General features: G+C 42.6%; 20 protein-coding genes. 10 read left to right on the top strand and 10 right to left on the bottom strand.

Going from position 1 to position 25,870, the window contains the following annotated elements:
• The first annotated feature begins 9 nt into the window (after nt 1–9).
• A complete protein-coding gene (locus ACT3TU_RS01915; protein ID WP_192528877.1) occupies nt 10–1,587 on the top strand; it encodes a surface lipoprotein assembly modifier in 1,578 nt (525 codons plus the stop codon).
• Between the two features lie 91 nt (nt 1,588–1,678).
• Here the strand turns inward: ACT3TU_RS01915 and putP are convergent, their stop codons facing one another.
• Together putP and ACT3TU_RS01905 are read right to left on the bottom strand one after the other, a co-directional pair.
• Nucleotides 1,679–3,178: a sodium/proline symporter PutP gene (gene putP / locus ACT3TU_RS01910; RefSeq protein ID WP_192528876.1), complete on the bottom strand. Its 1,500-nt coding sequence runs from the start codon at nt 3,176–3,178 to the stop codon at nt 1,679–1,681.
• A gap of 651 nt (nt 3,179–3,829) precedes the next feature.
• Nucleotides 3,830–4,702 (bottom strand): LysR family transcriptional regulator, encoded by an 873-nt coding sequence (locus ACT3TU_RS01905; RefSeq protein WP_192528875.1) that lies wholly within the window; start codon nt 4,700–4,702, stop codon nt 3,830–3,832.
• Between the two features lie 382 nt (nt 4,703–5,084).
• Here ACT3TU_RS01905 and leuC point away from each other — a divergent pair, with 382 nt between their 5' ends.
• The 6 genes from leuC to ACT3TU_RS01875 all read left to right on the top strand — a co-directional run bounded on the left by leuC (nt 5,085) and on the right by ACT3TU_RS01875 (nt 11,455).
• Complete coding sequence (leuC, locus tag ACT3TU_RS01900) at nt 5,085–6,503, top strand: 3-isopropylmalate dehydratase large subunit (RefSeq protein ID WP_192528874.1); 1,419 nt, start codon at nt 5,085–5,087, stop codon at nt 6,501–6,503.
• Between the two features lie 25 nt (nt 6,504–6,528).
• On the top strand, nt 6,529–6,993 hold the full coding sequence (locus tag ACT3TU_RS01895; RefSeq protein ID WP_192528873.1) for a hypothetical protein: 465 nt from the start codon (nt 6,529–6,531) through the stop codon (nt 6,991–6,993).
• 46 nt (nt 6,994–7,039) lie between these two features.
• Nucleotides 7,040–7,702 carry a 3-isopropylmalate dehydratase small subunit gene (gene leuD, locus ACT3TU_RS01890; RefSeq protein ID WP_192528872.1) on the top strand — a complete coding sequence of 221 codons (663 nt, stop codon included), beginning with the start codon at nt 7,040–7,042 and terminating at the stop codon, nt 7,700–7,702.
• A 140-nt stretch (nt 7,703–7,842) separates the two neighbouring features.
• Nucleotides 7,843–8,580 carry a hypothetical protein gene (locus ACT3TU_RS01885; RefSeq protein WP_192528871.1) on the top strand — a complete coding sequence of 246 codons (738 nt, stop codon included), beginning with the start codon at nt 7,843–7,845 and terminating at the stop codon, nt 8,578–8,580.
• Nucleotides 8,581–8,722: 142 nt separating this feature from the next.
• Nucleotides 8,723–9,826 (top strand): 3-isopropylmalate dehydrogenase, encoded by a 1,104-nt coding sequence (leuB, locus tag ACT3TU_RS01880; RefSeq protein WP_192528870.1) that lies wholly within the window; start codon nt 8,723–8,725, stop codon nt 9,824–9,826.
• Between the two features lie 414 nt (nt 9,827–10,240).
• Nucleotides 10,241–11,455 (top strand): L,D-transpeptidase family protein, encoded by a 1,215-nt coding sequence (locus tag ACT3TU_RS01875; RefSeq protein WP_444783994.1) that lies wholly within the window; start codon nt 10,241–10,243, stop codon nt 11,453–11,455.
• Between the two features lie 276 nt (nt 11,456–11,731).
• Here the strand turns inward: ACT3TU_RS01875 and infA are convergent, their stop codons facing one another.
• From infA to dinB, 7 genes are all read right to left on the bottom strand, one after another.
• Nucleotides 11,732–11,953 (bottom strand): translation initiation factor IF-1, encoded by a 222-nt coding sequence (gene infA / locus ACT3TU_RS01870; protein WP_068036477.1) that lies wholly within the window; start codon nt 11,951–11,953, stop codon nt 11,732–11,734.
• A gap of 121 nt (nt 11,954–12,074) precedes the next feature.
• Entirely contained in the window at nt 12,075–12,914 is an 840-nt protein-coding gene (truA, locus tag ACT3TU_RS01865) for a tRNA pseudouridine(38-40) synthase TruA (protein ID WP_192528868.1), read from the bottom strand.
• Nucleotides 12,915–13,020: 106 nt separating this feature from the next.
• Nucleotides 13,021–14,106 (bottom strand): asparaginase, encoded by a 1,086-nt coding sequence (locus tag ACT3TU_RS01860; RefSeq protein ID WP_192528867.1) that lies wholly within the window; start codon nt 14,104–14,106, stop codon nt 13,021–13,023.
• A gap of 193 nt (nt 14,107–14,299) precedes the next feature.
• On the bottom strand, nt 14,300–15,868 hold the full coding sequence (locus ACT3TU_RS01855; protein ID WP_444783993.1) for a FimV/HubP family polar landmark protein: 1,569 nt from the start codon (nt 15,866–15,868) through the stop codon (nt 14,300–14,302).
• 51 nt (nt 15,869–15,919) lie between these two features.
• Nucleotides 15,920–17,785 carry a type IV pilus assembly protein FimV gene (locus tag ACT3TU_RS01850; protein WP_444783992.1) on the bottom strand — a complete coding sequence of 622 codons (1,866 nt, stop codon included), beginning with the start codon at nt 17,783–17,785 and terminating at the stop codon, nt 15,920–15,922.
• A 144-nt stretch (nt 17,786–17,929) separates the two neighbouring features.
• Nucleotides 17,930–19,135, bottom strand: a complete 1,206-nt coding sequence (queA, locus tag ACT3TU_RS01845; RefSeq protein WP_444783991.1) for a tRNA preQ1(34) S-adenosylmethionine ribosyltransferase-isomerase QueA — start codon at nt 19,133–19,135, stop codon at nt 17,930–17,932.
• 394 nt (nt 19,136–19,529) lie between these two features.
• On the bottom strand, nt 19,530–20,615 hold the full coding sequence (dinB, locus tag ACT3TU_RS01840; RefSeq protein WP_444783990.1) for a DNA polymerase IV: 1,086 nt from the start codon (nt 20,613–20,615) through the stop codon (nt 19,530–19,532).
• Between the two features lie 420 nt (nt 20,616–21,035).
• Here dinB and ACT3TU_RS01835 point away from each other — a divergent pair, with 420 nt between their 5' ends.
• Together ACT3TU_RS01835 and ACT3TU_RS01830 are read left to right on the top strand one after the other, a co-directional pair.
• Nucleotides 21,036–21,299 (top strand): hypothetical protein, encoded by a 264-nt coding sequence (locus ACT3TU_RS01835; RefSeq protein WP_225735188.1) that lies wholly within the window; start codon nt 21,036–21,038, stop codon nt 21,297–21,299.
• Nucleotides 21,300–21,891: 592 nt separating this feature from the next.
• The gene (locus ACT3TU_RS01830) at nt 21,892–22,875 is read left to right on the top strand and encodes a formylglycine-generating enzyme family protein (RefSeq protein WP_444783989.1); all 984 of its coding nucleotides are present in this window, start codon (nt 21,892–21,894) and stop codon (nt 22,873–22,875) included.
• 209 nt (nt 22,876–23,084) lie between these two features.
• Here ACT3TU_RS01830 and ACT3TU_RS01825 read toward each other — a convergent pair whose 3' ends face one another.
• A complete protein-coding gene (locus ACT3TU_RS01825) occupies nt 23,085–24,374 on the bottom strand; it encodes a DUF2931 family protein (protein ID WP_444783988.1) in 1,290 nt (429 codons plus the stop codon).
• Between the two features lie 638 nt (nt 24,375–25,012).
• Here ACT3TU_RS01825 and ACT3TU_RS01820 point away from each other — a divergent pair.
• Nucleotides 25,013–25,870: DUF6708 domain-containing protein (locus ACT3TU_RS01820; protein ID WP_444783987.1), on the top strand; the 858-nt coding region annotated here is incomplete at its 3' end.

The raw sequence follows: 25,870 nt of genomic DNA, 5'->3' as shown, positions 1-25,870 counted from the left end.
AGGATACCCATGAATAATCAATATATGCGCAAACCTCTCACAGCCGCTATTTTACTATCGATGATGGCGGTTTCTATATCAGCTGTGGCTGCTCCAGTTGCTCCAGACGCCCCAGACGCCCCAGACGCACCAGAGATAGGACCTGATCTCGACCAAGCTACTGAGCTGCTCAAACGTGAGAACCAAACGTCAGTCTCTAATCCTACTGCACCTTCTACCAGCGTCTCTGATACAGAGGCACAGAATGCTATCAGAAGCCGTCAACAACTTGCCGCTGCAACTGCTTATAACTTAGAAGCCTTAAAAGCCAATCCATCAGCGTTTAGCAAGTTTTTGAATGATGCATTAGCTGCGCAAGATATGGTGACCGTCAAGCAGATACTTCCCCATTACAAAGCGTTAGAGATCAACGATCCAATGCTTATCAAGTTTGCTGATGCACTCGTCTATCGCAGTGAAGCTAAAAACAAACAAGCCATTGCCATCTATCGCGGTATGTTAGCGGAAGATCCAGACTTCCATCCAGTACGTTTAAATATGGCCATCGCTATGCAAGCAGATAAGCAATATGCGGCGGCAAAAGATCAGCTTTTAAAACTACAGTCTGTTGATTTGCCAGCGCCTGTCATGGCCAGAGTGAAAAACTCATTGTCTCAAATAAATAGTTCAGAAAAATGGCGATTCAATGCCTCTGCCAGCTATGTAAGGGATAGTAATATTAATGATGCACCATCGTCATCTATTCAATCTGACTTAGGGCGCTCGATTGAGCAAAAGTCTGCCAACGGTATACAGGTGTCCGGCAGTGCAAATAAACGCTTTAACTTACCTGATAACTTTTATGCAACGGTAGGTGGTAATGCCTCGTTAAAAGGCTATTGGGATGAAACTGATTACAACGATTATCTATTCACAGCCTCTGCTGGTGTCGGCTATGATGATGCGAAAAACGACGTTTCTTTGACGCCATTTGTAACCAAACGCTACTATGATGAGGAGCCTTACAGTTTACGTAAAGGGGTAACGGTCAGTGGCTCACGCTGGGTCAAGCCTAAATTGAAGCTGTCAGCTACAGGCATTGTTTCTAAAGAAAACTTTGAGGATGATAGCAATTCAAATCGCAAAACAGATGGCCGATTCTTGGGGTTGAATGCTTTTTATATTAAAGATGCTAAAGAATATTTCTATGGTGGGCTTGGTAATTATAACAATGATGTACCCAAGTCGAGTATTATTAGTTACGATCGTAATTCTGTGAATGCTGGTTGGGGACGTGAATGGAAGCGTGGTCTCTCGACATTAGCGACAGCAGGCTATGGAATAAAAAAATATGACAATCCTGGAGATGCCTACCCAGAAGGAAGCGGTGCATGGAAAGGCTACTACAATGCGGTAGGCGGTGAGCCTGGCTCAACCAGAAAAGACAAAACCGCTTCCTTAGGTTTGCAAGTGTGGAAACGCGACTTTACGGTATATGGTTTGACCCCGCGCTTAGTGTTTGATTATGAAACCACCTCAAGTAACTTTGCTTACTATGATGATCGTGATGAAAAATCTGCGACCGTGTTACTAACCAAAAGCTTTTAAAAACATGTTCATTACCATGTGCACATAATAAAAAACCTCGCCAAATCATAGCGAGGTTTTTTTGTACTTATGAGACAATAAATAGTAATTTTTACTTATTCAAGTTCATTTCCATCTCTTTAAACTTCGCAGTAACAGACGCTTTTGGCCCACCTGTCATAATACTCACCGCAAAGATGGCGATAGTACTTAAAATAAAGCCTGGAATGATAGCGTATAACCAACTGTTTAATGGCATACCATTCATCTCGAAAGGACCATAGACCCATAGGATAACAGTCAATGCACCGATAACCATACCAGCAACAGCACCGTTACGGTTCATACCGCGCCAGATTAGACTGAAGATAACCAACGGTCCAAATGCAGCACCAAACCCTGCCCAAGCGTTAGAGACTAGGCTTAATACAGAGCTATCAGGGTTAGAAGCAAGTAAAATCGCGACTACAGCAACGACTATTACTGAGATACGACCGACCAATACTTGGCGAGCTTCAGGTGCTTCTCTATCAAAGAATAACTTGTAAACGTCTTTAGTTAGTGAGCTTGATACCACCAATAGTTGTGACGAAATCGTACTCATAATGGCGGCTAAAATAGCTGCTAATAAGAAACCAGACACCAATGGATGGAACAAGAATTGAGTAAATACCAAAAAGATTGTTTCAGGATCGTCTAATGTCATCGCTGTTTTTTGTACATAAGCGCGACCAGCAATACCTGTTACACAAGCACCGATAAGACTGATGATCATCCAGCTCATACCGATGTTACGCGCAGTTGGGACGTCCTTTACTGAGCGAATCGCCATAAAGCGGACAATAATATGTGGCTGACCAAAATAACCAAGTCCCCAAGCGAGCAAAGAGGCGACACCAAGAAAAGTAACACCACTAGTAATATCTAACATACTTGGATCGATGGCTCTGATGGCATCTGTTGTTGCTCCAACACCACCGAGGTCAGTCAAAGCAACGATAGGTACAATGACCATTGCAAACAGCATAATGATGCCCTGTACAAAGTCAGTCATTGAAACGGCTAAGAAGCCACCAAATAGCGTATAAGCGACGACCACACCAGCAGTTACCCAAAGGCCTGTGCTATAAGAGAGGTTGAGCGAGCTTTCAAAGAGTTTGCCACCGCCGACCAAACTTGCCGCGGTATAAACAGTGAAGAATAAAATGATAACCACGGCTGAGATGACGCGCAGCATGTGCGACTTATCTTCAAAGCGGTTGGCAAAATAATCGGGTAAAGTAATGGCGTTATCTGCGACTTCGGTATAGACACGAAGGCGCGGCGCCACGATGATATAGTTTAAAAACGCACCCAATGTCAAACCAATGGCAATCCAAGCACTGACAACACCGTCAGCATACATGGCACCTGGTAGGCCTAATAATAACCAACCCGACATATCTGACGCGCCTGCTGACAGTGCAGTCACTGCAGGGCCGAGACTACGGCCACCAAGCATGTAGCCTTCGGTATCATTAGCTTGTTTAAAGTAGGCGTAAATGCCAATCCCAATCATTACCAAAAAATAGGCGCCAAGTGATACCAGCACGCCACTAGAAACTCCGTTCATATAAAATCCTTAACCAATGTTGTTGGCTGTCATTATTTTTAACGAGAAAAATTAAGTCTTACAAGACGATACCCAAAACAATATCTAAAGACAAAAAAAGCCATTAAGTAGGACATAATGGCTTTTATTCAATATCTTCTGTTAGTTTTATATGATTGATGCTGTTTTAGGGCTAATACTTATCAGTAGTGCTTTGAGCAATGGGAGCATTACCTGCTTAACTTGATTGCTCGCATCTGCCAATTAAATACTAATATCAGCCGCCTATATAACCAATCATTTAAAACCATTAAACCTACTGCTAACCATCATATCTTACTCGAAGTGTTCAATATATGTATATCAGTGTGGTTATGGTAAGTTTTTGTTATAGAAACAACGTCAAGCGTATTATAACGTATGAGCGCCTTAATTGCGAATTCGGTACTTTTTAAAGCGCAAGGCGCTCTTGGCAAACGGTCTAGAAGACTCTAGGGCATGTCCTCAATTCAAGCGATTGTATCTAAATGGGCTAAAAATGGCTAAATTTTGCCAAACGTCGTCAAATAGCTGATTAATATCCCGATATTATTTGCGCTACTTTCCTCGTTTGACTGCAATTTATCTCATTCTTATAACCATTTTTAAAAAGAGGACACACCCTAATGACTTTTATTCAATAGGAGCAAGCAAGTCTAGTAAGGCAGTAACACTGCTAGATTGTGTGAGTTTTGGATTGATGACCACACCTAAATAGCGCTGCAATTCAATGTTGTCTGCCATGTCGATACGTTCTAAGTCCTGACTGATCATGGTTTGAGGTAATACTGACCAGCCGAGTCCCACAGAAACTAACATACGGATAGACTCGAGTGGATTGGTGCTCATCGTGGCATAAGGCTTTAGGTTGTGCTTAGCGAACTCAGCCAAGGTAATTTGACTGGTAAAGGTATTGGCTGATGGCAAAATAGCAGGGTAACGTGCCAATTGCTCTAAGGTCACTTTGGATTTGGTCGCTAAAGGCGATAGCGTGCCCGTCATAAAGTAAAGTGGGTCTGACCACAGCGTGTGATAGGTCAAGCGTTTATCATAAACTGGTGGCAGCGTGACAAAGGCCAATGATAAATCACCATCCAGCACGGCTTTATGCGCCTTTTCTGAATCGACAAAGTGAACCTCTAGTTGAACGGCAGGATAGGCTTGAATAAAGTGTTTGAGCACAGGCGCTAGGTGATGCAGGCCGATATGGTGGCTGGTGCCGATGACCAGCTTACCAGACACAATGTGCTGAGAGTGCTGCAGGTTGATTTTGAAGTTTTCATAGTCTTCAAGCCAGCGCTTGGCGTGAGGGAGCATCTCACTAGCCGCTTGGGTTGGGACAATTCCACGACCTACCGTATCGAACAAAGTAATGTTAAACTCATCTTCCAAATTTTTGATGCGTTTACTGACGGCAGGCTGAGTGATAAACAGCTTCTCTGCTGCGCCTGAGATACTGCCTGTGTGCATAACGGTGACGAATGTCGTTAAATTTGTGGTGTTCAAACGAGTTTCCTTAGTAACTTGGGTTACTTAGCGAGCTATAAATAAAAGTTGGCGGACATGATAAATAATGTATTAGAAATAAAAGTTTGTGTCTAGAAAGAAATCATCAATTATTATTATAGAATTAGCCTGCTATAATCACAAGACATCGAGACGTATTGTGACATATTTATTATATTTACGGCGTAAGTCGCGATATAAAGCTTATTTTTTAACCGTTATTCAGTAATAACTATAAAATTACGCCAAGCGATGTTTATATTATGAACAGCATTGAGCCAAATTCTAGCTCACGTCCTAGTAAGAATACGAGACACAGAAGCAGGCGAAACATACAAGTAAGTGAAAAACTAAGCAATTAGCAACCAATGAGGATAGCAACATGGCTGGTCAAACGTTATATGACAAACTTTGGAACGCTCACGAAGTCACTAAGCGTGATGATGGTTCGAGCCTGATTTATATCGACCGCCATCTGCTACACGAAGTGACGAGCCCGCAAGCTTTTGAAGGCTTGGAGTTGGCCAATCGAGCGCCATGGCGGCTGTCAGCCAATATCGCCAGCCCTGACCATAATGTGCCAACAGTGACCAAAGAGCGTCTAGAAGGCGTACCGGGTATTAAAGACAAGGTGTCACGCTTGCAGGTAGTGACATTGGACGACAACTGTGCCAAATTTAATATCGCTGAATTTACCATTAATGATGCCCGTCAAGGTATCTTGCACGTAGTCGGCCCTGAGCAGGGCTTGGTCTTGCCCGGTATGACCGTCGTTTGTGGTGACTCGCATACAGCGACCCACGGCGCGCTCGGCTGCTTGGCACATGGTATCGGCACATCCGAGGTTGAGCATGTATTGGCCACTCAGTGCTTGATCGCCAAAAAAATGAAAAACATGCAAGTCCGCGTTAACGGCAAGCTTGGTGCTGGCGTGACCTCAAAAGACGTGGTGCTGGCTATTATCGCGCATATTGGCACGGCTGGCGGCACAGGCCATGCCATCGAATTTGCTGGACAAGTATTCGAAGATATGAGCATGGAAGGACGGATGACCGTCTGTAATATGGCGATTGAGGCAGGTGCTCGCGTCGGTATGGTTGCGGTTGATGACATCACTATTGATTACGTCAAAGGTCGTCCATATGGCCCAATCGCTGAACAGTGGGAGCAAGCTGAAGCTTACTGGCGCACACTTTATTCAGATGATGATGCAGTATTTGACACCATCGTTGAGATTGATGGTAGCGAAATAGCCCCGCAAGTGTCTTGGGGTACATCACCTGAGATGGTCGTTGATATTACCCAGTCAGTACCAACCCCTGACCAAGCAGCAGATGAAGCGCAAGAAGAGGGCTGGTTACGTGCTTATACCTATATGGGTCTAGAAGCTGGTCAAAAAATCACCGATATCCAGCTGGATCGTATTTTCATTGGCTCATGTACCAACTCGCGTATCGAAGATTTGCGTGATGCCGCCGCGGTCATCAAAGGTCGTAAAGTTGCTGATACTGTGAAAGAAGCCATCGTCGTGGCTGGTTCTGGTCAAGTGAAGTTGCAAGCAGAGGCAGAAGGTTTGGATGTCTTATTTACCGAGGCGGGTTTTGAATGGCGTGAGCCAGGCTGCTCAATGTGTCTAGCGATGAATGCTGATAAGCTTGAACCAGGGGAGCAATGCGCCTCGACCTCGAACCGTAACTTTGAGGGTCGTCAAGGTGCAGGCGGTCGTACGCACTTGGTCAGTCCAGCGATGGCAGCAGCGGCAGCGTTAGCGGGTCACTTTGTAGATGTACGGACGTTTTAATTCTATAGTTGTATAGAGCACAAAGATGAAAAGGCTGTTTGTTTTATTCTGCTTATTGAGCAGCTCTCAGCTAGCGATGGCTCGTGATTACTGTAATGGAAGATTTGCCTATTGTGTCGATGTGCCAAATCAATTGAAATGGTTGCCAGAAGCGGATAATGGTGATGGTCGTCATTTTAAGTTGCCCAACTCCAATGCCACTATTTTGGTCTTTGGGAGTAATACACCAAATGTCTTCTTTTATACAGATAGTGATTATTTGAAAGAAAAGCAGCATCGATATAAAACAGGCATGACAGTTACTTACGAGCGGTTAAAAGATAAAACCTATACGGTAAGTGGCTATAGAGAGGATGGTCAAGTTTTCTATCATGTTATTAAGGTTAATAATGGTCAGGAAGTAGTATTACATCTGAACTATCCTGAGAGTGAAAAAACTAAAATGACAAGTATTGTTAAACAAATGGCACGCTCTTTTGAGCTTCATTAAGCAGCTAGGAAATTTACGTTAGTAATCGATATTTTAAGGAAAAACCATGCAAGCTTATAACACCCAAACGGGTATCGTTTGCCCACTTGATCGCGCAAACGTCGATACCGATCAAATTATTGCAAAACAGTTTTTAAAATCCATTAAACGTACTGGATTTGGTGTCAATTTATTTGATGATTGGCGTTACCTTGATGAAGGTGTGCCTTCTTTAGGTGATGGTCAAAACGACACTGCACGAGTGATTAATCCAGATTTTGTTTTAAATCAACCACGGTATAAAGGTGCTAATATTTTACTGGCGCGTCGCAACTTTGGTTGTGGCTCTAGTCGTGAGCATGCGCCTTGGGCGTTGTCTGAATACGGCTTTCGTACGGTAATCGCCCCAAGTTTTGCAGATATTTTTTATAATAACTGCTTTAAAAACGGTATGCTCCCAATTGCATTGGACGAGGAAATCGTTGATACCTTAATGAAAGCTACCTTTGCTAATGAAGGTTACGAGCTAACAGCAGATCTAGAGCGTCAAGTGGTCATTACACCAACGGGTGAAGAGTATGCCTTTGAGGTCGACGACTTTCGTAAGCACTGTTTGCTAAATGGTCTCGATGATATCGGCCTGACTTTACAGCATAGTGATGCTATTAAAGGTTATGAGCATAAAATGATGCAAAAAACACCATGGATATTTAATGAAGTACACGCTTAGTTTGACCAATATATAGGTCGCTGCTCATAAAATCGCTCAACAGTAGCAATGCAGCGTTGAGTTATGGCGGTGAACTGGCTAAAATGAAGGGTAGTTTTGACAAACTTTTATTATCTCTCTTATGAATAGTAGCCGCCATTATGAATAAAAAACGTTATGCTTTATGGACCAGTACTGTTGTTACTGCAAGCTTATTGCTATCAGGCTGTCAGCTATTAACTGGTTATCAGAAAATAGATGAGGCCGAAGAAGCAAAGGTGTGGGCAGGGAATATTCAAGCTGTCGATGGTGAAGTAAATATTGCTTGTATAGGCACTTATCACTGTGAGATTGTACAAATCGACCGCACTCTGGTGATTGCGCCTGATACACACAAACCCTTCAATGCCAGTATGCTGGTCGCGATGAAAGCGGCTAATAATGAGCGTTCGCAAGCGCCTATTTCGCAAGAGTCTATAAAGATGGATATGACACCATTGGCCAATAAAAACTCGATAAAAATTGTGCCATTATCGGCCTCTGGTATGCCAGGACTGACCAATTATTATGCTCGAGTAAAACCTGCCAAGCGTGAAGTACATGTCGATTTTTATCCAGAGAACAACGTGGGTTATGTCGAACGTTTTGCGATGATTCATGATTTTGTCGAGGCAGGTACATACCAATTACGCGCTTATCAAGAAAAGTCTCGTGAAAGCTCTGGTAGCTTACTTGACACAGCATCACCTGAGCCTTTATGTATCGAGCTACTACAAGGCAGTCAGGTACAGCGCCGATTCTGTAAAGAGCTGGGCACCGAGCATCAGGGTGAGTTTGTAGAAGCCAGTATGAATAAGACAGTACCAGCGACCTCTAAAGCCAAAAAGGCTAAGGTATAAGAGCTAAAGTGTCGTCATCGATACATTGATTTTTAAAACATTGATTTTTAAAGCATTGTTTTTTAAGTCATTAGCTATATTCGGCGATAATAAATCAATAAAAAACCACCTAAGTTAATAAAAACTATTCAAAAGGACCAGTATGGCAACGATTTTAACATTAGCGGGCGATGGTATCGGCCCTGAGATCATGACTCAAGCCATTGATGTGCTCAATGCGGTCAATCAAAAGTTTGCGTTAGGGTTAACACTGGAGTCTGGATTGATTGGCGGTGTGGCTATCGATGCAACTGGCGAGCCTTTGCCAGCTGAGACATTAGCTCGAGCCCGCGCAGCAGATGCTGTGTTATTAGGAGCCGTTGGTGGTCCAAAATGGGATGGTATCGAACGCAGTAAGCGTCCTGAGCGTGGTCTGCTTAAAATCCGTGGTGAGCTAGGTCTATTTGCTAATCTGCGTGTGGCGAAGCTTTATCCGCAGCTTGCTAATGCCTCAAGCATCAAGCCTGAGATTATCTCAGGCTTAGATTTGCTGATCGTTCGTGAGCTGACGGGCGGTATCTATTTTGGTGAGCCACGTGGTATCCGTACCCTAGAAAACGGTGAGCAGCAAGGCTATAACACTATGGTGTATAGCACTAGCGAGATTAAGCGTATCGGCAAGGTGGCTTTTGACTTGGCGAAAACACGGGCGCAAGCAGCAGATACGGCAGCAAAAGTGTGCTCAGTGGATAAGGCAAATGTCTTAGAAGTTACCGAGCTGTGGAAGCAAACCATGATTGAGATGCAGCAAGCGGATTATACCGACGTAGCGTTATCACATATGTATGCGGACAACGCCTGCATGCAGCTGATCAAAGACCCCAAGCAGTTCGACGTCATGGTAACGGGCAATATGTTCGGGGATATCTTATCTGATGAAGCGGCGATGCTCACAGGCTCCATCGGCATGCTACCATCAGCAAGTCTCGATGAATCAGGAAAAGGCATGTATGAGCCATGTCACGGTTCAGCGCCTGATATCGCAGGGCAAGATAAGGCCAATCCATTAGCAACGATTTTATCGGTTGCCATGATGCTGCGTTATACCTTTAAGCAAGAAGAAGCCGCGCAAGCGATTGAGCAAGCGGTAAGCGACGTCCTAGACGACGGTCTACGCACTGTAGATATTTTGGATAATAGTGAAGCTGGCCTCAAACAAGTGGGCTGTAAAGAAATGGGTCAGGCGGTATTGGCCAAACTGGTCTAATAGACACCGCTAGACACTGCGTTAATATGAGCTGATTTTTTAAATACTTATAGTGATAAACCCATAACTTGCTGAGAAAGTTATGGGTTTTTTTGTGCTTGATTGAAAAATTTGCTAACGGTAACACACTAAACCATATACTCCCAAAAAAGTACCTTTTTTAACACAGACACCGCAGGACAAGGGTTTTATTAACATAAAGCTGTTATATCCTCACAGGGGGATATGACATTATTAACAGCACATAAACGACTAGAAAGATAAATGACTGCTGCAAAAAAATAGTGGTAAAAACCTTATCTTAGCAAAATCGGCTATTAAAGCATCAAAACTCAAAATAACAAGCCTTGACGGCCATATCATAAAAGAAGAATTACTTTTATAAAAATTATTTTTAAACATTAGGGGCATAACATGTATAAATTAACGAAGATTAGCAGAGCGATAGCTGTTATTGGTCTATCAACGGCAGTTTTTATGGGTCATAGTGTGGCCGCAACCACTGATGGTAAAAATACTACGGATAGCATGAGTATTGATCGTAACGTCGCTACTAATATGGTAAAAAATAGCAGGGCGATAAAAGATAGCAGTGCGATAAGAGACAGCAGTGCGATAAAAGACGGCAGTGCGATAAAAGACAGTAGTCCGGTGACCAATGAGGTCAGTCAAAAGCTAACAGGCGATAGCCAGACAGTAACGTCACTGAATAAACTACTACCTACGATAAAATATACGACAGACAATTTGCCAGAAGTTGCCCAAAAAGTTAATGCCGCTACTTGGACAGCAGGTAGCGAGATTGACCGCAGTACGGGTACAAAATTGCAAGCATTATTAAACTGGCATCATAATGGTGTTGGTCATATTGATGGTTATTGGGGTGAAAATACCAGAAAAGCTATGCAAGCGTTTCAAAAAACAAATGGTTTAGCGGTGACTGATACGTTAAATAGCGAGACATGGCAAGCATTGACTAAGGATGAGCAGCTTACGGCACAACCAGTTCTAGTGAGTTATCAGCTAAATGAGTCGGATGTCAATATCAAAACCACAAAGATACCTGCTGATACTAATGCAAAAGCCAAGCTCGATGGGATGTATTATGAGCGTATTACAGAGGGGCTGGCGGAGAAATTCCACATCAGCGAGAAATATCTCAAGACACTGAACCCTAACGCCAGTTTTACTGCGGGCGAGACTATCACTGTTTATAATCCAGGTAACCCTAATACCAAGCCTGTCAGTCGAGCGGTCGCTGATAAAGCCACTGAAACTTTATATGCTTATGATGACCAAGATAATTTGATTGCCAGCTATCCGACCACAGTGGGTAGCACTGCAACGCCGTCGCCAACAGGCACCCATACGGTCGAAGTGAAAGTCCATGAGCCCAACTATACTTATACGGCTGATGATGGGAGTAAGTCTATTTTACCACCAGGACCTAATAATCCAGTCGGCTCAGTATGGATTGGTCTGAGTAAACCTTCGTATGGTATTCATGGTTCACCAGACCCTGATCGCATTAGCCGCCAAGCGTCAGCAGGTTGCATACGTTTAACCAACTGGGATGCGTTATCGCTCTTAGGTGTTATCAAAGATGGTGCGACTGTGGAATTCCAATAAATTTCTGATTTTTATTTTTAGATTGTTGTCTTAAAAAGCCATAAAATCCAGACACAAAAATACCGCTCATATGTAGCGGTATTTTTTATGGTAAAAACAGGTATTAACAAACTAAAATATTGATAGGCAATAATGAGCAGGTTGGCATTTTCATTATTATTATCAGTTAAACCACTCAAGCGTTCGTGTGTATATAAGCTATCAGCGATAAAGAAGCTGTTCGACAACGGGCTGTATTTATATAAACGCTTTTATAACCATTTCAGTTAATAAAAATTAGTTTTTACCACGATAAGTAATGCGACCTTTGGTGAGATCATAGGGGGTCATTTCAACCTTAACCTTATCACCAGTCAGAATGCGGATGTAGTGCTTACGCATCTTGCCAGAGATGTGTGCAATAATTTCGTGTCCGTTTTCTAAACGAACTTTAAACAATGTATTTGGAAGGGTATCAATGACTTCGCCTTCAAATTCAATAATATCGTCTTTTGCCATAATTTGTATCAATCGATTGAAAATAAGCCCATATTATACGTAAGTTAGCGGATTAAAGCAATACGGAACCTGATTTTTGCTTGACAGTCTGTAAGTGATATGTATGCCAGATTATATTACTTTAGTTAGGCAAGTTTAACCAGATAGGGGTCAAAGGCGCATCTGGAAATAATCGCTGGAAGCGTTCAGGATAATAAGCATTGATAAAGTATAAACCATCGCCAGAGGCGGTCGGCGGTGCAATGGTACGGTCTTTTTTATGCAAAATAGTCAGAAAATCTGTTGGCGCTAACTCGTGTCTGCCGATAGCATATAGCGTCCCCATTAAGTTACGAACCATATGATGCAAAAATCCATCGGCCTGAATATCAAAAACGATAAATTGCCCATGGGCAAAGAGATTGGCGTGGCTGATGGTACGTACTGGCTGATTGGATTGACACGCGGCGGCGCGGTAGCTACTAAAATCATGAGTACCAACGATATCAGCCGCAGCCAGTTGCATCGCTGCCAAATCAAGAGGCTCATAAATATGGGTCACTTGGTGATTGAGGATAGCAGGGCGCTGTGGCTGATTGAGAGTGATATAGCGATAACGGCGGGCAATAGCACCAAAGCGCGCATGAAAGTCTGCTGGCATCGGTTGGATCCAGCGTAGAGCAATGTCGTCAGGCAACAGGCTATTCACACCGCGTAGCCAGTTGTGAGTAGGGCGGTAGGCATGAGTGGTGAAATGGGCGATCATATTGCTAGCATGCACACTGGCATCAGTACGTCCCGCCGCAACGACCTCTACTGGTTCGTTGGCGACTTTGCTGATAGCTGTCTCGAGCGCTTCTTGTACTCCTAGCACTTCTCGCTGCCGTTGCCAGCCATGGTAATGTGTGCCTAAAAATTCAATAGCAATCGCTAAGGTATAGGTTGGCGAGCCTTCAGATTCGCTAATATTGGTGTCGGACATGGTAGTTTTGGTGCTTATCATTGGTGGAGAGTAATATAATCAGTTCAAAATAAAATTATAGCCAATAGTGCTGTATCGTTTTTGAAGTAAATTAACGGTATCGTCTTTAGCGTTTTTTAATGGCTGTCCCAGTCTGACTAACATTATTTGACCAGCGCTGACGGCGTTTCGCTGGACTGTCATAACGCAGTAACAGCCATAATAGTCGGGCATAAATGGCAGGAATGGTTAAGCGTCCACCAGCAATTACCTGATGATCGTATTGCCAGCTACCCGCTGCATAAGTGTCACTGACACCACCGTATGGTGATTGACTGGCACATATCACCATATGTCCTTTTTCATAAGCAAGATCTAACGTTTCTGCTAGTGCTACAGAGTAAGGCACATTACCAGCGCCAAACCCTAGCAAGATGATGCCAGAGGGCGGTTGTGATAATAAAGCCTGTAGCTGATTGCTCATTACTTCCGTATTGTTAGGTAAGCAGTACAGGGCATGGATACGAGCTTGCTCAGCGCGAGTTTTGATATCCTTAAGCACCGCTTGCTGATCGTCGATCCAATGCACTCGGCGGGTGTCTGGGAGGCTTTTGATATAGCTATTGGCGGGATAGGCTGCCCGTGAGTGCCCTGTAAATGCCATCAAGTCATGGCTGTGAATTTTTTGTACCGTTTGCGCAGGCCACGACTCACCACCAAAATTAATTTTAACCCCTGATTCGCCTGCTGCGGCCACTTTTAATGCATCGTTAAGGTTGTCCCACGCGTCGCTATGAGCATCGATACGGTAGTCGTGCAACACCTCACTGTCCAATAACGGACGCATACTGCCAGTAACCACCACACAAATATCGCTGCCAGCAAATGCCTCTGCTAAAAATGCCCCCAAATAGCTCAAGGTATCGGTGCCAGTGATTAACACAAAGCGCCTATCACCTTGTGCATAAGCGGTCAGTAAAAGCTGATAAAAATGCACAAAATCATTGGGAGTAAGTTGGCTACTGTCTTTAATCAGGGCATTATCTAACCAAGAGATTTTTGGTAAATTGACGGCGTTGTCTTGTTCGGTCAGTAGTGTTTGCAACGTTGGCAAAAATATCTCTGCCGATAAAGGCGTTAAAGGTCGGCCGTAGCTACCAAATGTACCACCAGCATAAATCAGTTGAATAGGGTCGGAGAGTGTCTTTGTCATAGCAGAGGTTGGCTTATATTGATGCAGTAAAGGAAGATGAAGGAGGTACTCTAGTAGCAGCTACAGCATGTCTTATTGTGATAATAAAGAGTATAAAGGCTAAATGCAAAAAAATCGGCAAGTATTCTTCAGCGATAGAATACTTGCCGATATGGTTTTTAGTGTTCGAATAACAGCCGTTTATGCATTATTGCTATGCTGTACGCTCCAGTAATGCTTGTGCTTGGCTTTGTTGTTCGCTATTGCCTTGATTGATTACTTCATTGAGCAGACGTTTGGCGCTGTCATACTCACCCAACTGTAAGTATTGGCCAGCCAAATCCAGTGTCACTTGATTGCTGTCTAATGCTTTTACAAAATCAAAGTCTGCTGCAAAGCGCGATGAGAAGTCTTCTGCTGTTTCAACAGGCCCTTCAGTAGAAAAGCTTTCTTCAGTCGCAATCTCAGTCTCAACGTCGACTGGGGTAGCTGCTGTTGGCGCGTCTAAATCATACGCATCATCTAGTGAGGTATTGTCGTCGAATAGCATGGGTGCAGTCGGTGCAACACTGGTTTCTTCAGGCTGGCTGATTTCTAGCTCATTATCCTTAAACGATTCTTCGAGGTTGATGCTTTCAAAGCCATTATCTTCTAGCACAAGACCATCAATATCACTATTGGATTCAAAGGTAGGTTTGTCGCTTTCTAACGCACTTTCTAGACTATTTGACTCATCGAGACTTTCTAAAGACAATGTAAAATCATCTTCAAGGCTTTGGCTTGCATCGCTAGTTAATTCTGCAGCAATTGTTGCATCAGTATCTTTATCGGTATCGCTGACTAAATCGTCAAAATCTAAAACAAATTCTTCATCTTCTAGTGCCATTTCTTCGTTAGTACTATCAGCGCTGTCTGAAGCTATCGAAGTTGTCGTTAGGGTGTCATTTTCTTCAGGTAAATCAAGGCTAAAGTCGAAGTCACTAAGGTCATCAGAGTTACTAAGATTATTTAAGTTACTGTCTTCGACGATTGCCGCGTCATTACCAGATGTATCGATATTAACCGTATTGAGGCTTTCATCGTCTGCCATATCTAATGTTGTGGCAGGCGCAGCATCGGTTGTGTTAGGTTCGTTAAGATCGTTCTCTAAATCACTCAGTGTAAGATCGAAGCTATCCTCGATAGTTTCATTTATCGATGTATCACTGTAAGAGTCAACGACTGGTTCTTCAGCTAGTGTGTTTTGCTGATCGACTTGATGGGTAGGGAGGTCAAAATCGATACTCTCAAAGTTCTTTTCTTCTTCCACTGGTAGGTTTTGTGTGAGTTCTGAATTCTGTTCTTCAAAAAACAACGTCTTTAACTCATCGGCCAACACAATGCTTTCTGCGTCATTCTGTATTTTAATCGCATCATAAACTTTATTGAAGTTTTCTGGCTGATTAATGGTCGCATATATGCTGAGTAGTTTAAGAGACAGCTGGTTATCTTTAGGTCTTTCGATTAGCCCACGGTTAAGCGTTTCAATCGCTTTGTCATAGCGCTGCTGATCCATAAAGCGTTGGGCAATCGCAATATGATCGAATTTATTGTCACCCTCTTTGTTGCTCGGGATGGTAGTGTCAATATCTGCTTTTGGCATCGGTGTTGGAGTAGAGGCATCTCTTCCTGATTTTACATACGGCTGGGTCGGAGGTTGTTGCGCTTTCTTTTTGCGCAATACCAATCCAGCTATTAATAATATAAGCACCAATCCTGCGATGATATATAGCATATTGTCCATAGTTACTCCCACGCCTATGATCGCGGCATATTGCGTTGATCAGTCAGGCAGTTATTGATTGCGTAGTTTTTCGAGACGAGCTTGTAGCTCAGCCAGTTTTTGGTTTTGTAATTGAATTTTTTTGGTATAGCTATCAAGTGCACTACTGATTTTTGACAATTGCTGAGCTTGTGATGCTGTGTTTTTTCTTGATGCCTTGAGGGTTGCTAATATATCTGTACTGAGGCCGTTACCCGTCGCCGAAGCTGACTTCTCTTGAGTGCCATCCGCGCTACCATTACGACCAGGAGCGAGCAATGAGAACTGTGCTTTAGGCAGTGTTTGCGTTTTAGTAATTTTTGGCTTTTTAGGGCGCTTGGTCGCTTGAGCTGTCTTAGGGGGTGTTTTAGTGGTTTTCTTTATTACCGGTGTATTCGCTCGGCGGCTATATTGTTTTTGCGCGCTAATAGCAGCTTCTAAATTCTGCTGTGATGGGACGACATCGTAACTGGGTAAGCTGAGCTTGGCATCGGCTTTTAATTGACCAGCATCTTTATTAATAAAAGCACCGGGGTTTTGCGTTTGAATTTGCTTCATTACTGTCTGAATGTCTAAATTATTTTCCTTCGCGATCTGCTGTGCGATAACCCATAGGCTATCGTTGCGTTGTACTTGATACTGGGCTGCACTGTTACTAGTTGCTGTGACAGCAGTAGTACTATTATTATTGTTGAGCTTAGGCGATGTATTAGCGGGTATATTACCGCTTGAAGTAGCGGATGTAGCTGTATTACTAACCTCAGAGTTAGCGTTCGATGTGTCTAAGACGTCGTTGTTTGGTGTTGGCGTAAGAGGTGACGCTGCCGTTATGCTAGCACTAGCATCTGTTTTATCACTTGGCTGTATCTGGCGGATGATTTCTATGTTTAAAGTGTCGAATGATTTATCAGGATTCTCAGCAGCTATCAGTGCCTTGCTACTTGCACCTTTATTATCAGCGACGTTTTTATTGTTTTTTACATCATTTGCAACATCATTAGATACGTTTTTAGCAGAGCTGATGTCGAGATTACTAGCATCAGCTGTCATAACAGCATTGCTTGTGTTTTTACTTAAGCGGCCATTGTCTAGGCGGCTTGCCGAGCTACGCTTGCTACCATTAGCATCCGAGTTGTTGGCTGTGTTTTTCACCTCAAAGCCGTTGTTTAAACGATCATTATTCAAACGACCATTATCCAGACGACTAGGGGCATAAGTAAGGTTGTTACCTTGCAAGGTAGAGGTCACTGTCGGTGCCTGAATATTGGGTGCTGGCAATTTTGAAGCCAATAACTCTGTTGATGACTGAGGCGCTGATATTTTAGGTTCTGATGTTTTAAGTGATGATATTAAGGGCGGCGGTGTGCCTTTTCTGACAGTCAATGGCTGATCATTGTTTGCCGACACGCTTGGTAAGTTAGGTTTTTTTGCACCCGTTACGATATTTTTAGCGGTTTTTATAGGGACGCCATCTATAGGTATGCCATCGCTGAGTGGCATCAACAATGTCTTGGGCACAACATTACGTTGGCCTTTATCATTGATGGCTAGCACCACATCTGCAAATGGTTTAGATACAGGCTGCGAGGTGGTAATAAATACTTGACCACTGGTCGCGGAAGTTGGCTTAAAGCGGACGGTCATCGAGTCAGTTGGTGTCAAACCCATTTGTTGATAAATATGTGAGTTTGCTAAGCTTGCTGAAAAGTCAGCCGCGTGGATGTTGGTAACCATGATACTTGCTGCGAGAGGCTCATGTTGAGAAGAGGTGACAACCGTCTTACCAATCGTTGCAGCTTGCGCACTCGACACTAAGGCTGCGTAACTTATAGAACAAAGTAATGCCATCGATACCGCGCGATGTACAGTAGTCAAGCGATGAGATAAATGACAAGACATGTGCAGCCCTTTAGGATGTAGGTTATCTTTGTTGTTATAACAAAATAGCGTTTAGTTTACCAGTTTATTTCACAACTGTTGTTACCAATACACAAAATGTTTGAATTGTGTTCCATAAGTTTTTCCTCGACTATCATTGATTACTTAAGCAACGGCTGCTTTATCAAGCAACATGGCATCGCCGTAGCTAAAGAAGCGGTACTGCTTATTAATAGCATGTTGGTAAGCATGCTCAATAGCGCTTTTACCCGAAAATGCCGATACTAGCATTAAGAGTGTGGATTTGGGCAGATGAAAATTGGTCAACAGTCGATCTATCACCCCGAACTCAAACCCCGGATAAATAAATATATCGGTGTCACCGGACCAGCTAGAGAGCGCTTGCCCGTCAACTGCTGTTTTTTGATAAGCCGTTTCGAGCACGCGTGTCACTGTCGTACCAATCGCGATAACCTGCTTGCCATTGGCATGAGTTTGATTAATAAGGTCGGCAGTGGCTTGTGGTAGATGGGCGTATTCGCTATGCATGGTGTGATTGAGCAAGTTGTCTGTTTTCACTGGCGCAAATGTGCCTGCACCAACATGCAAGGTGACAAAAGCAGTATTAATCCCTTTTGCAGCAAGTTTGCTCAGTACCGTTTCATCAAAATGTAGGCTTGCGGTAGGGGCGGCCACACTGGCAAGCTTGGTTGGGTCGTGAAAAACCGTTTGATATCGAGTGTTGTCTGTGTCATCAGCATGACGCTCAAAGTAAGGCGGAATAGGTAGCTCACCATAAAGCTCTAAATGCGGCAAAATAGGCGCATCAAAGGCTAAAATAAATAAATTGTCCTGACGACCAATCATCATTGCATGCATATGACCATCAGCAAGTTGCAGACGTTGCCCAAGCTTAAGCGCTTTACTCGCTTTAATATGACAAAGCGCAACGTGCTCTGTTTTAATAGACTCATCATCTGTAGACTTTAAATGTAAAGTCGTGATGTCTAAATCTGAGATAGCAACCAAACGCTCAATCAATGCTTCAATCTTACCGCCTGTATCTTTTTGACCAAATAGCCGCGCTTTCATGACTTTTGTATCATTAAATACAATCAGGTCCCCAGTATTTAATAAGTCAGGCAACTCAGCAAACAAACGATCCTTTATGTGAGATTTATCACTTTGATTATCAGCAGGCAAGTATAGTAATTTTGAGGCAGAACGCTGCGTTAAGGGATAGCGTGCAATCAGGCTGTCTGGTAGCACATAATCATAATCCTCAACGCTCAAGTAGTTTAAGCCGCCGTTGTTTTTATCGGTATCAATCAAGGTGTTGGTATCAGAGTGCACAGTGTGGGAATTGGTCATAATCAGTCTTTATATGAATATATAATTTTGGTGTAATTGTAGCAGAAACAGACCTATGAAAGGATGGTTTAATAAGGACTTATGCGCATAAAAGCCACTTGAAAGTCGTTTGAAAACCATTTGGAAATACTAAATAGCCTAAGCGTTAAGTGTTGATATTACCGTCAATAAAATATTTAGAGTCGGCTGCTTATTTTATAATAAGTCTAGGGCATGTCCTCAATCTGAACGAAATCAACTAAATGGGCTAAAAATGGCTAAATCTTGCCAAACTGTGTCAAATAGCTGGCTAATATCTTGATATTATCTGTGCTATTTTCCTTGTTTGACTGCAATTTATCTCATTTTTATCACCATTTTCAAAATGAGGACACGCCCTAAGACACGGCCTAGCTTATTCAAATAAATTCAACTGCGGTAGTAATTGCGCAGCAGGGGTTAATGAAGAAAAAGTCACGCCCACTAGGCGAATAGGTAGCCCACGAGGAATGTCTAAAAATAATTTATTGAGCCAATAATGCGCAGACTTAGCGCTATCAAATGCCGTCGATAGCGTGTGTGAGCGGGTAATTTGAGTAAAATCTGCGTATTTGATTTTAAGCGTAATGGTATAGGCGAGTAGCTGTTTTTTTTGCAATTGAGTAAAGGCATCGGCGTTTTGCTCATAAATCTGTACGCGTAATTGGTCATCATCACTTAGATTGTCTCTAAAAGTGGTCTCCGAGCCAACAGACTTGTGCGTCCGCTCAGATTTCACCGCACGCTTGTCACGCCCATGAGCGATATCGTGATAAAACTGTCCACGCTTGCCAAATTCCTGTACCAATACAGCGGCTGGCGTGCGTCGAAGGTCAGCGCCATTACTGATACCCATCGCATGCAAGCGCTTGGCAGTCGCTTTGCCAATACCGTGGAAGCGCTCGATAGGCAAGGTGCTAATAAAGGCATCGGCATCTGCTGGGGTGATAATGGCTGTACCATTGGGTTTATTGATATCAGAGGCAATTTTGGCCAGCATCTTGTTAAATGATACGCCAGCAGATGCGTTCAGACCTGTGTGCTGTAGGATTTGCGCTCTTAGCCAATTGGCCATTAATGTCGCTGATCCCTTATGGACTTGTAGCCCTGTGACATCAAGATACGCCTCATCCAACGATAGCGGCTCAACGTGCGGTGTTAAACTGTGCATGATTTGACGGATGTCGCTACTTACTGCCCGATAGACCTCAAAACGCGGCCTGACAAATATCACCTCGGGACAACGTTTTCGCGCTTCATAGCAAGACATAGCCGAGCGTACGCCAAATTTACGTACTTCATAGCTGGCTGCCGCGACCACACCTCGACCACTTGGATCACCGCCAACGACCAATGGTTTACCGCGCAACTCAGGAAAGTCGCGTTGCTCTACACTGGCATAAAAAGCATCCATATCTATATGAATAATTTTACGAGGATTAAGGTTTATAAAAGCTGTCATAATCACTATTTTACCTGATTTAGCCGCTTTTTTAGTGTTATTAGCTGAATTTTAACGAATTTTGAGTAGGTAGATAAATAGTCAGGTAGGAAAAGACAGTATAGTGATATAGTCGAGTCCCTTTAAAACTGTACCAGCATGATAAATGTCCATTACCCTCAAATATTAGTCAACGTAACCTACCATTTGTCCTGACAATTTCACCGTTTGTCATGTATTTCAAAATTAGATATGTTAGTTTCGATTAGGGTGTTTTACACTATAGTGTCCAAAGGAATGGATTTTTGTAAAAAAAGTAAGCAACGCCTTGGGCTGTTTTTCATACATACCGCAGTAGTTGCTTATAGCTCATGCCGATACTGAGATTGAGTGTTGGTGAAATTAATTCTTTAACAATGTGCTGTTGTTAAAGGGTTTAGGATGATTGAGGGGCTAATGATGAATAACGATTTGAAGGGAAGCGATTTAACACGAGCGATGATATTACGTGGTGATAAGCAGATATGGTGTGCAGTTTGTGATGAGAGTGACGAGCTCGCTATGATGGATCATTGTGGTAATGATTTTACCGCTTATATTGTGTCATTTAGCGATGGTTTTTTTTATTGCAGTGGTGGTGCGCCATGGGGCTTTGCGGTACCGATTAAAATAAGTGCGGTCATGCAATCCGAAATAGGGATATAAGCACAAAGATAAGTATATTGAGCAAGGTCTACGGTAAAGTATGACGGTGGTGAGTTAAAATACTTTAAAAACGCTACGATACTGCGGGTATAGTTTTTTTGCAGCCTCTGTCTGCGTAGGCACAGCAAGCAAGAAAAAACGGTACCTGCAGTACGTGATGTAGCGATATTACTTCTCACTGACTATAGATATAAGACAATATAAATAAGAGCTGATTTATTAAGCTCTTTTTTTATCAAAAAGCGCCGTAAAATCATATCACTTCTAGGGTGTGGAGTCAGGCGTCAGCAGTGATGGCGATAAGTTGCAAACTAAAATCACTCATCACTATGTTGAAAAACCAGCCATTGCTCAACGTACCAAAATCAAAAATACCCGAAAAGATTTCACCCATCAGTTCACCAACAAACTTGTCAAAGCCAGCAACTTAAGTGTCGTTGGTAAGATAAAATCCAAATCATTCACTTCAAGCAAGCTCGTCAAGTCTGTCTATGATGTTCGTTGAGTTATTTAATATCTCTACTTAGACAATCCACACAAATTATTAGTATAATCCTTCTGAATTCTCAACAAAAAATCACTGTAGCTTGTTATGACGCTAAAGCCTTTATTCGTATCTTTGTTCATCTTACCGCTATTTGCCATGACTGCTTGCGCTAAAGAGCCTGTGACTTCGGCAGATAGTAACGGTGTGCCGCAAACCCGTAGCAATTTAACCAATGCTGAACAGCAGCAACTAGCTGACTTCTTAGCGCAGCAAAAAGCCAACATGCGCTTTATCGAAGGTGGCAGCTATGAGATGGGTGACTTTGGTCCTAAACTTGACTGGACGGAAGGGCTGCCAATCTCTAGCGGTAGTGATAATAAGTCATTGCATAAGGTGACACTGGATAGCTTTAGTATGAATGCTTACAAGGCAACATTTGGTGACTTTGATATCTATAGTATGGCGACAGGAAAGCCTAGAGAAGGAATGCAAGAGTACGCCATAGAACTACATCAGCCTAATGCTGCTGCTGGAATCAACTGGCAAGGCGCGCAGCACTATTGTCAGTGGCTGGGTCAACAGCTGGAAGTGCCGATGAGTTTACCGACCGAAGCTCAGTGGGAGTATGCGGCGCGTAATCGCGGTCAGTATGTGTTATTCCCAACCGATACTGGCAAAGTAGATGATGGACGTAATGTATGGACATTTGCGCAAAAACAGGAAGTAAGTAAGAAATACAACAGTATTTTGGACGTACCAATTGTTGGTTTATATCCACCCAATCCATTAGGACTGCATGATATGACCAATCAAAACTATGAGTGGATGATTGATTGGTATGATGCCAAGTATTATGGAAATAGTCCTGAGCATAACCCACAAGGTCCATCAACTGGTAAAGAAAAAGTATTGCGCAGCGTGGATGCCAATGAAGGTAGTGCTAGAAACATTAAGTTTATGGGCCCTGTGACTGTAGGGCGCTGGCATAAATTGCCCAATCCACCTCTAATTGATGACGATTCTAAACTTAATCAAAATCGTGCAACATCAGTACGTTGTGTCGCTAACTCCACTCAGTCATTAAAATAATAAGCGCTATTCTTTTATCGAGTACTACCTCTTACATATAAATTTCCATCTCATCAAGCTTGATAACTGTCATCAGATGAATAATTATTAATACTGTATTACCCAGTAAGCCATATCAGTTATTATCCACAAACACGCCAATGCTACCGTTAGTAATGCAAAAATAGCGATTAATATCAACGTTACCGCAATCGACACTAATATTTGGCTCAATCAATATCCACAAACGCAGGATCGCTTAAGTCTTCTGCATTTGGTTCAGTAATAAATAAAGGATAACCCCGTTCAGCGGTATATTGACCTTCTTCAAGATCTATTGGCGCACGAGAAAATTGATAAGCGCCTTCAATCGGTATTTTCTGATTGCCCTTTTGCAAGTAAGCTTCGGTTAAAACTAAGTCTTTATCAAAGTTTATCTTGAGAGTTGCAAACTCATCATGACTGGCTGGCTCTTCATTAGTTACAAGGGAACGATTGGGATATAACTCTTTAAAGTATTTAAAGAAGCGGTTTAGATTGGGGTCTTGGTAGTAGGGCTGATAGGAGGCATTCCTAAGACTTCGAGCAGACCACTGCGGTCTAGGGTATAGATGTACTTCAGCTTCGGTGCGCTCGCCAGACTCTTGATCAGTCGCCCACGTTCTTATTTTAGTAGGTACTGCTTTAAGCGTGTTTTCGTATTTACCCAACTGCTCATCGAGTACGGTAAATCTTTCGATATTGGCAAATTCAGCGTAGTATTCGCCATTCCATTCTTGCCCATCGATACTGATAGATAGATTCCAAGGGTATTTGGTCTGCATCTGCTTGTACCAGTCTGATGAGATAGTCCATGCGCCTGATTGCCATTGCTCATAACCCTCTGGGCTTTTATCCTTAAATGCTGAAAGGCTTTTGTTTTTGGTAATATCTTTATTCTTTAGATAATATTTGTAGTCAATATAAAGATATTCATCGTCACTAGATACCGGCTCACCTTCTAGTGTTTTTGGATCAGGCTCGATAGGGGTTGCTTGAAATGAGGCGATCTCTTTACGTCCTGGCCATCCTGTGACAAACACTATAACCCAACCGTTAGGAGCAAAAGCCAGTTCAATGGCGTAATAGTTGCTATCAAATCCCACATCATTAAGGCGTTCACTTTCCATATTCTTGTCAGTATTAGTCATCAGCGCATATATCTTATCGGTAGGCAGATTATGCTCGCCTTGATAGTACTGGTTGGCTACATTGTCTAAATAAGTAACACGTACTTTATCAGGTAGTGGCTGTTCAAACCTATTACCGCCCAGTGGAGTACTACCGTAGCCCCAAGAACCAGAGCCGCCAACAAGCGAGCGCAGCCAAGTATCGTCTGCTAAATAAAAGCTGGTACTGTAACTGGGTATTTTATCCGATGCTTGTAAACTAATTTCCGTACCAAAGTTGTCCGATTTATATAGGGTATAGTTGGCTCCTGCTGTACGAGCACTCCATTCGACGACTTTATTCTCTCTCATAACCTTTTCCTCATGTTTTTCATAGGTATTTATAGCAATAAACAAACTTACAATGAATAAACACAAGCCAAGCAGTATCTTTATGTTGAGTGAGCTAAGTTTTGACATAGGGGTTTACTCTATTTGTCTTTGGTAAAATGAGGCTAAGAAGCGTTGTTATTTTAGGATGTAATCAGATTTCATTTTTCAGCCCTACATACTAGGGCGTGTCCTCAATTCATCTGCAACTTGACTGTGGTGAACCTCACCCCAGTGATTTTAAAATCGAGCGGATATCCATCGGCATCACAGGATAGGTGTATCTTTATAGTTGCTCCATTACGGCTTTGTCCAACTGCCCGACAAAACGCAACAGGATAGAAGGTGTTTATCACTAGGGTATTGGTATGAGCGGTAATTTTATGTAAACGATTGGTCTGACCGTCCTAGCTCTAAGAGTGGGGCGGTTTATTTTTTTGGTATTTATCATCAACAGAATAAAAAATATAGTGTAACAGAACAACTGTCCGAAAATTGTGTGTAGGATGCAATATATTTATAGGTATCGGCGCTGCTAAAACAAGGTCAATCAAATATGAGTTTGACCAGTTCGACCGTGCTGTAGCAGGTGAAGATATAGACCTAAAGGATAACTAATAATGAGCGGATATATTGTAGACATGGAAGGACGGTTTCGACTGACCAAGAAGCCACCATTTTTGACCCCTGGTTATCAGGCAGTTGGGCAAAAGCTTGCAGACGTTAAAGGCATCCATAAAACAGTGTCTTTGGAAAAAGATAAAACCTATGATGTGCCATTGCACCCTCAACAAACGGTGGTACAGTTTAATTCGACTTATCTTGAGACCACTGGTCGCAATGAAAGAAGACGTGGCGATGCGGTAGGATGGGGATTGCTTATAGGGTTTGTTGGACTTTCTATGACTAGTCTTTATGGGTTTCTTCTAGCCGATTTAATCAATAATTTTGATATTTTTATCTTATCTATAGTGGTTTTTTTCGTTGTCATAATACCAATATTCTTTGGTTTATTAATAAATGTGCTCTCAACCGAGTTATTTACCACATGGCATTCTCCTATCCGCTTTAATCGTAAAACTCGTAAAGTCTATGTCCGTCAATATAACCGTAAAGTAGAAGTATATAACTGGGACGACTTAACCTTTTTTATTGCCTATATTAATGAAGATAAAGACATCAGAGCCGTGACCTTTGATAAGGATGGTGAAACCGTTACAGGCATGTTTGCACTAGCCTTTCAAGATGAAGTTTTTGATAAAAGTCTAATCAGTTATTTTGAGTTTATCCGTCGTTATATGGAAGGCGACGATCAGCAACTAAAAGAAGTCAAAGAAGCCATACGCTACATCTATCCCATTCATAAGAAACGTGAAACCCCGCTGATGTCATTTAAGCGTTTGATATTGAACGTAGTACACTACTCTCATGAAAATATGGAATACCCTGAACGAACCTTTAGATTTTATCCAGTGACA

Source organism: Psychrobacter sp. AOP3-A1-26 (assembly GCF_052378235.1).
GTDB lineage: Bacteria > Pseudomonadota > Gammaproteobacteria > Pseudomonadales > Moraxellaceae > Psychrobacter.
Note: the sequence above shows the minus strand (reverse complement) of the source record. Positions and strands in the feature narration are given on the sequence as shown.

What these genes read in the sequence shown, in the direction of transcription:
- ACT3TU_RS01915 (WP_192528877.1), top strand. Translation starts at nt 10, where the DNA reads ATGAATAATCAATATATGCGCAAACCTCTCACAGCCGCTATTTTACTA.
- putP (WP_192528876.1), bottom strand. Translation starts at nt 3,178, where the DNA reads ATGAACGGAGTTTCTAGTGGCGTGCTGGTATCACTTGGCGCCTATTTT.
- leuC (WP_192528874.1), top strand. Translation starts at nt 5,085, where the DNA reads ATGGCTGGTCAAACGTTATATGACAAACTTTGGAACGCTCACGAAGTC.
- ACT3TU_RS01895 (WP_192528873.1), top strand. Translation starts at nt 6,529, where the DNA reads ATGAAAAGGCTGTTTGTTTTATTCTGCTTATTGAGCAGCTCTCAGCTA.
- leuD (WP_192528872.1), top strand. Translation starts at nt 7,040, where the DNA reads ATGCAAGCTTATAACACCCAAACGGGTATCGTTTGCCCACTTGATCGC.
- ACT3TU_RS01885 (WP_192528871.1), top strand. Translation starts at nt 7,843, where the DNA reads ATGAATAAAAAACGTTATGCTTTATGGACCAGTACTGTTGTTACTGCA.
- leuB (WP_192528870.1), top strand. Translation starts at nt 8,723, where the DNA reads ATGGCAACGATTTTAACATTAGCGGGCGATGGTATCGGCCCTGAGATC.
- ACT3TU_RS01875 (WP_444783994.1), top strand. Translation starts at nt 10,241, where the DNA reads ATGTATAAATTAACGAAGATTAGCAGAGCGATAGCTGTTATTGGTCTA.
- infA (WP_068036477.1), bottom strand. Translation starts at nt 11,953, where the DNA reads ATGGCAAAAGACGATATTATTGAATTTGAAGGCGAAGTCATTGATACC.
- truA (WP_192528868.1), bottom strand. Translation starts at nt 12,914, where the DNA reads ATGTCCGACACCAATATTAGCGAATCTGAAGGCTCGCCAACCTATACC.
- ACT3TU_RS01860 (WP_192528867.1), bottom strand. Translation starts at nt 14,106, where the DNA reads ATGACAAAGACACTCTCCGACCCTATTCAACTGATTTATGCTGGTGGT.
- ACT3TU_RS01855 (WP_444783993.1), bottom strand. Translation starts at nt 15,868, where the DNA reads ATGGACAATATGCTATATATCATCGCAGGATTGGTGCTTATATTATTA.
- ACT3TU_RS01850 (WP_444783992.1), bottom strand. Translation starts at nt 17,785, where the DNA reads ATGTCTTGTCATTTATCTCATCGCTTGACTACTGTACATCGCGCGGTA.
- queA (WP_444783991.1), bottom strand. Translation starts at nt 19,135, where the DNA reads ATGACCAATTCCCACACTGTGCACTCTGATACCAACACCTTGATTGAT.
- dinB (WP_444783990.1), bottom strand. Translation starts at nt 20,615, where the DNA reads ATGACAGCTTTTATAAACCTTAATCCTCGTAAAATTATTCATATAGAT.
- ACT3TU_RS01835 (WP_225735188.1), top strand. Translation starts at nt 21,036, where the DNA reads ATGATTGAGGGGCTAATGATGAATAACGATTTGAAGGGAAGCGATTTA.
- ACT3TU_RS01830 (WP_444783989.1), top strand. Translation starts at nt 21,892, where the DNA reads ATGACGCTAAAGCCTTTATTCGTATCTTTGTTCATCTTACCGCTATTT.
- ACT3TU_RS01825 (WP_444783988.1), bottom strand. Translation starts at nt 24,374, where the DNA reads ATGAGAGAGAATAAAGTCGTCGAATGGAGTGCTCGTACAGCAGGAGCC.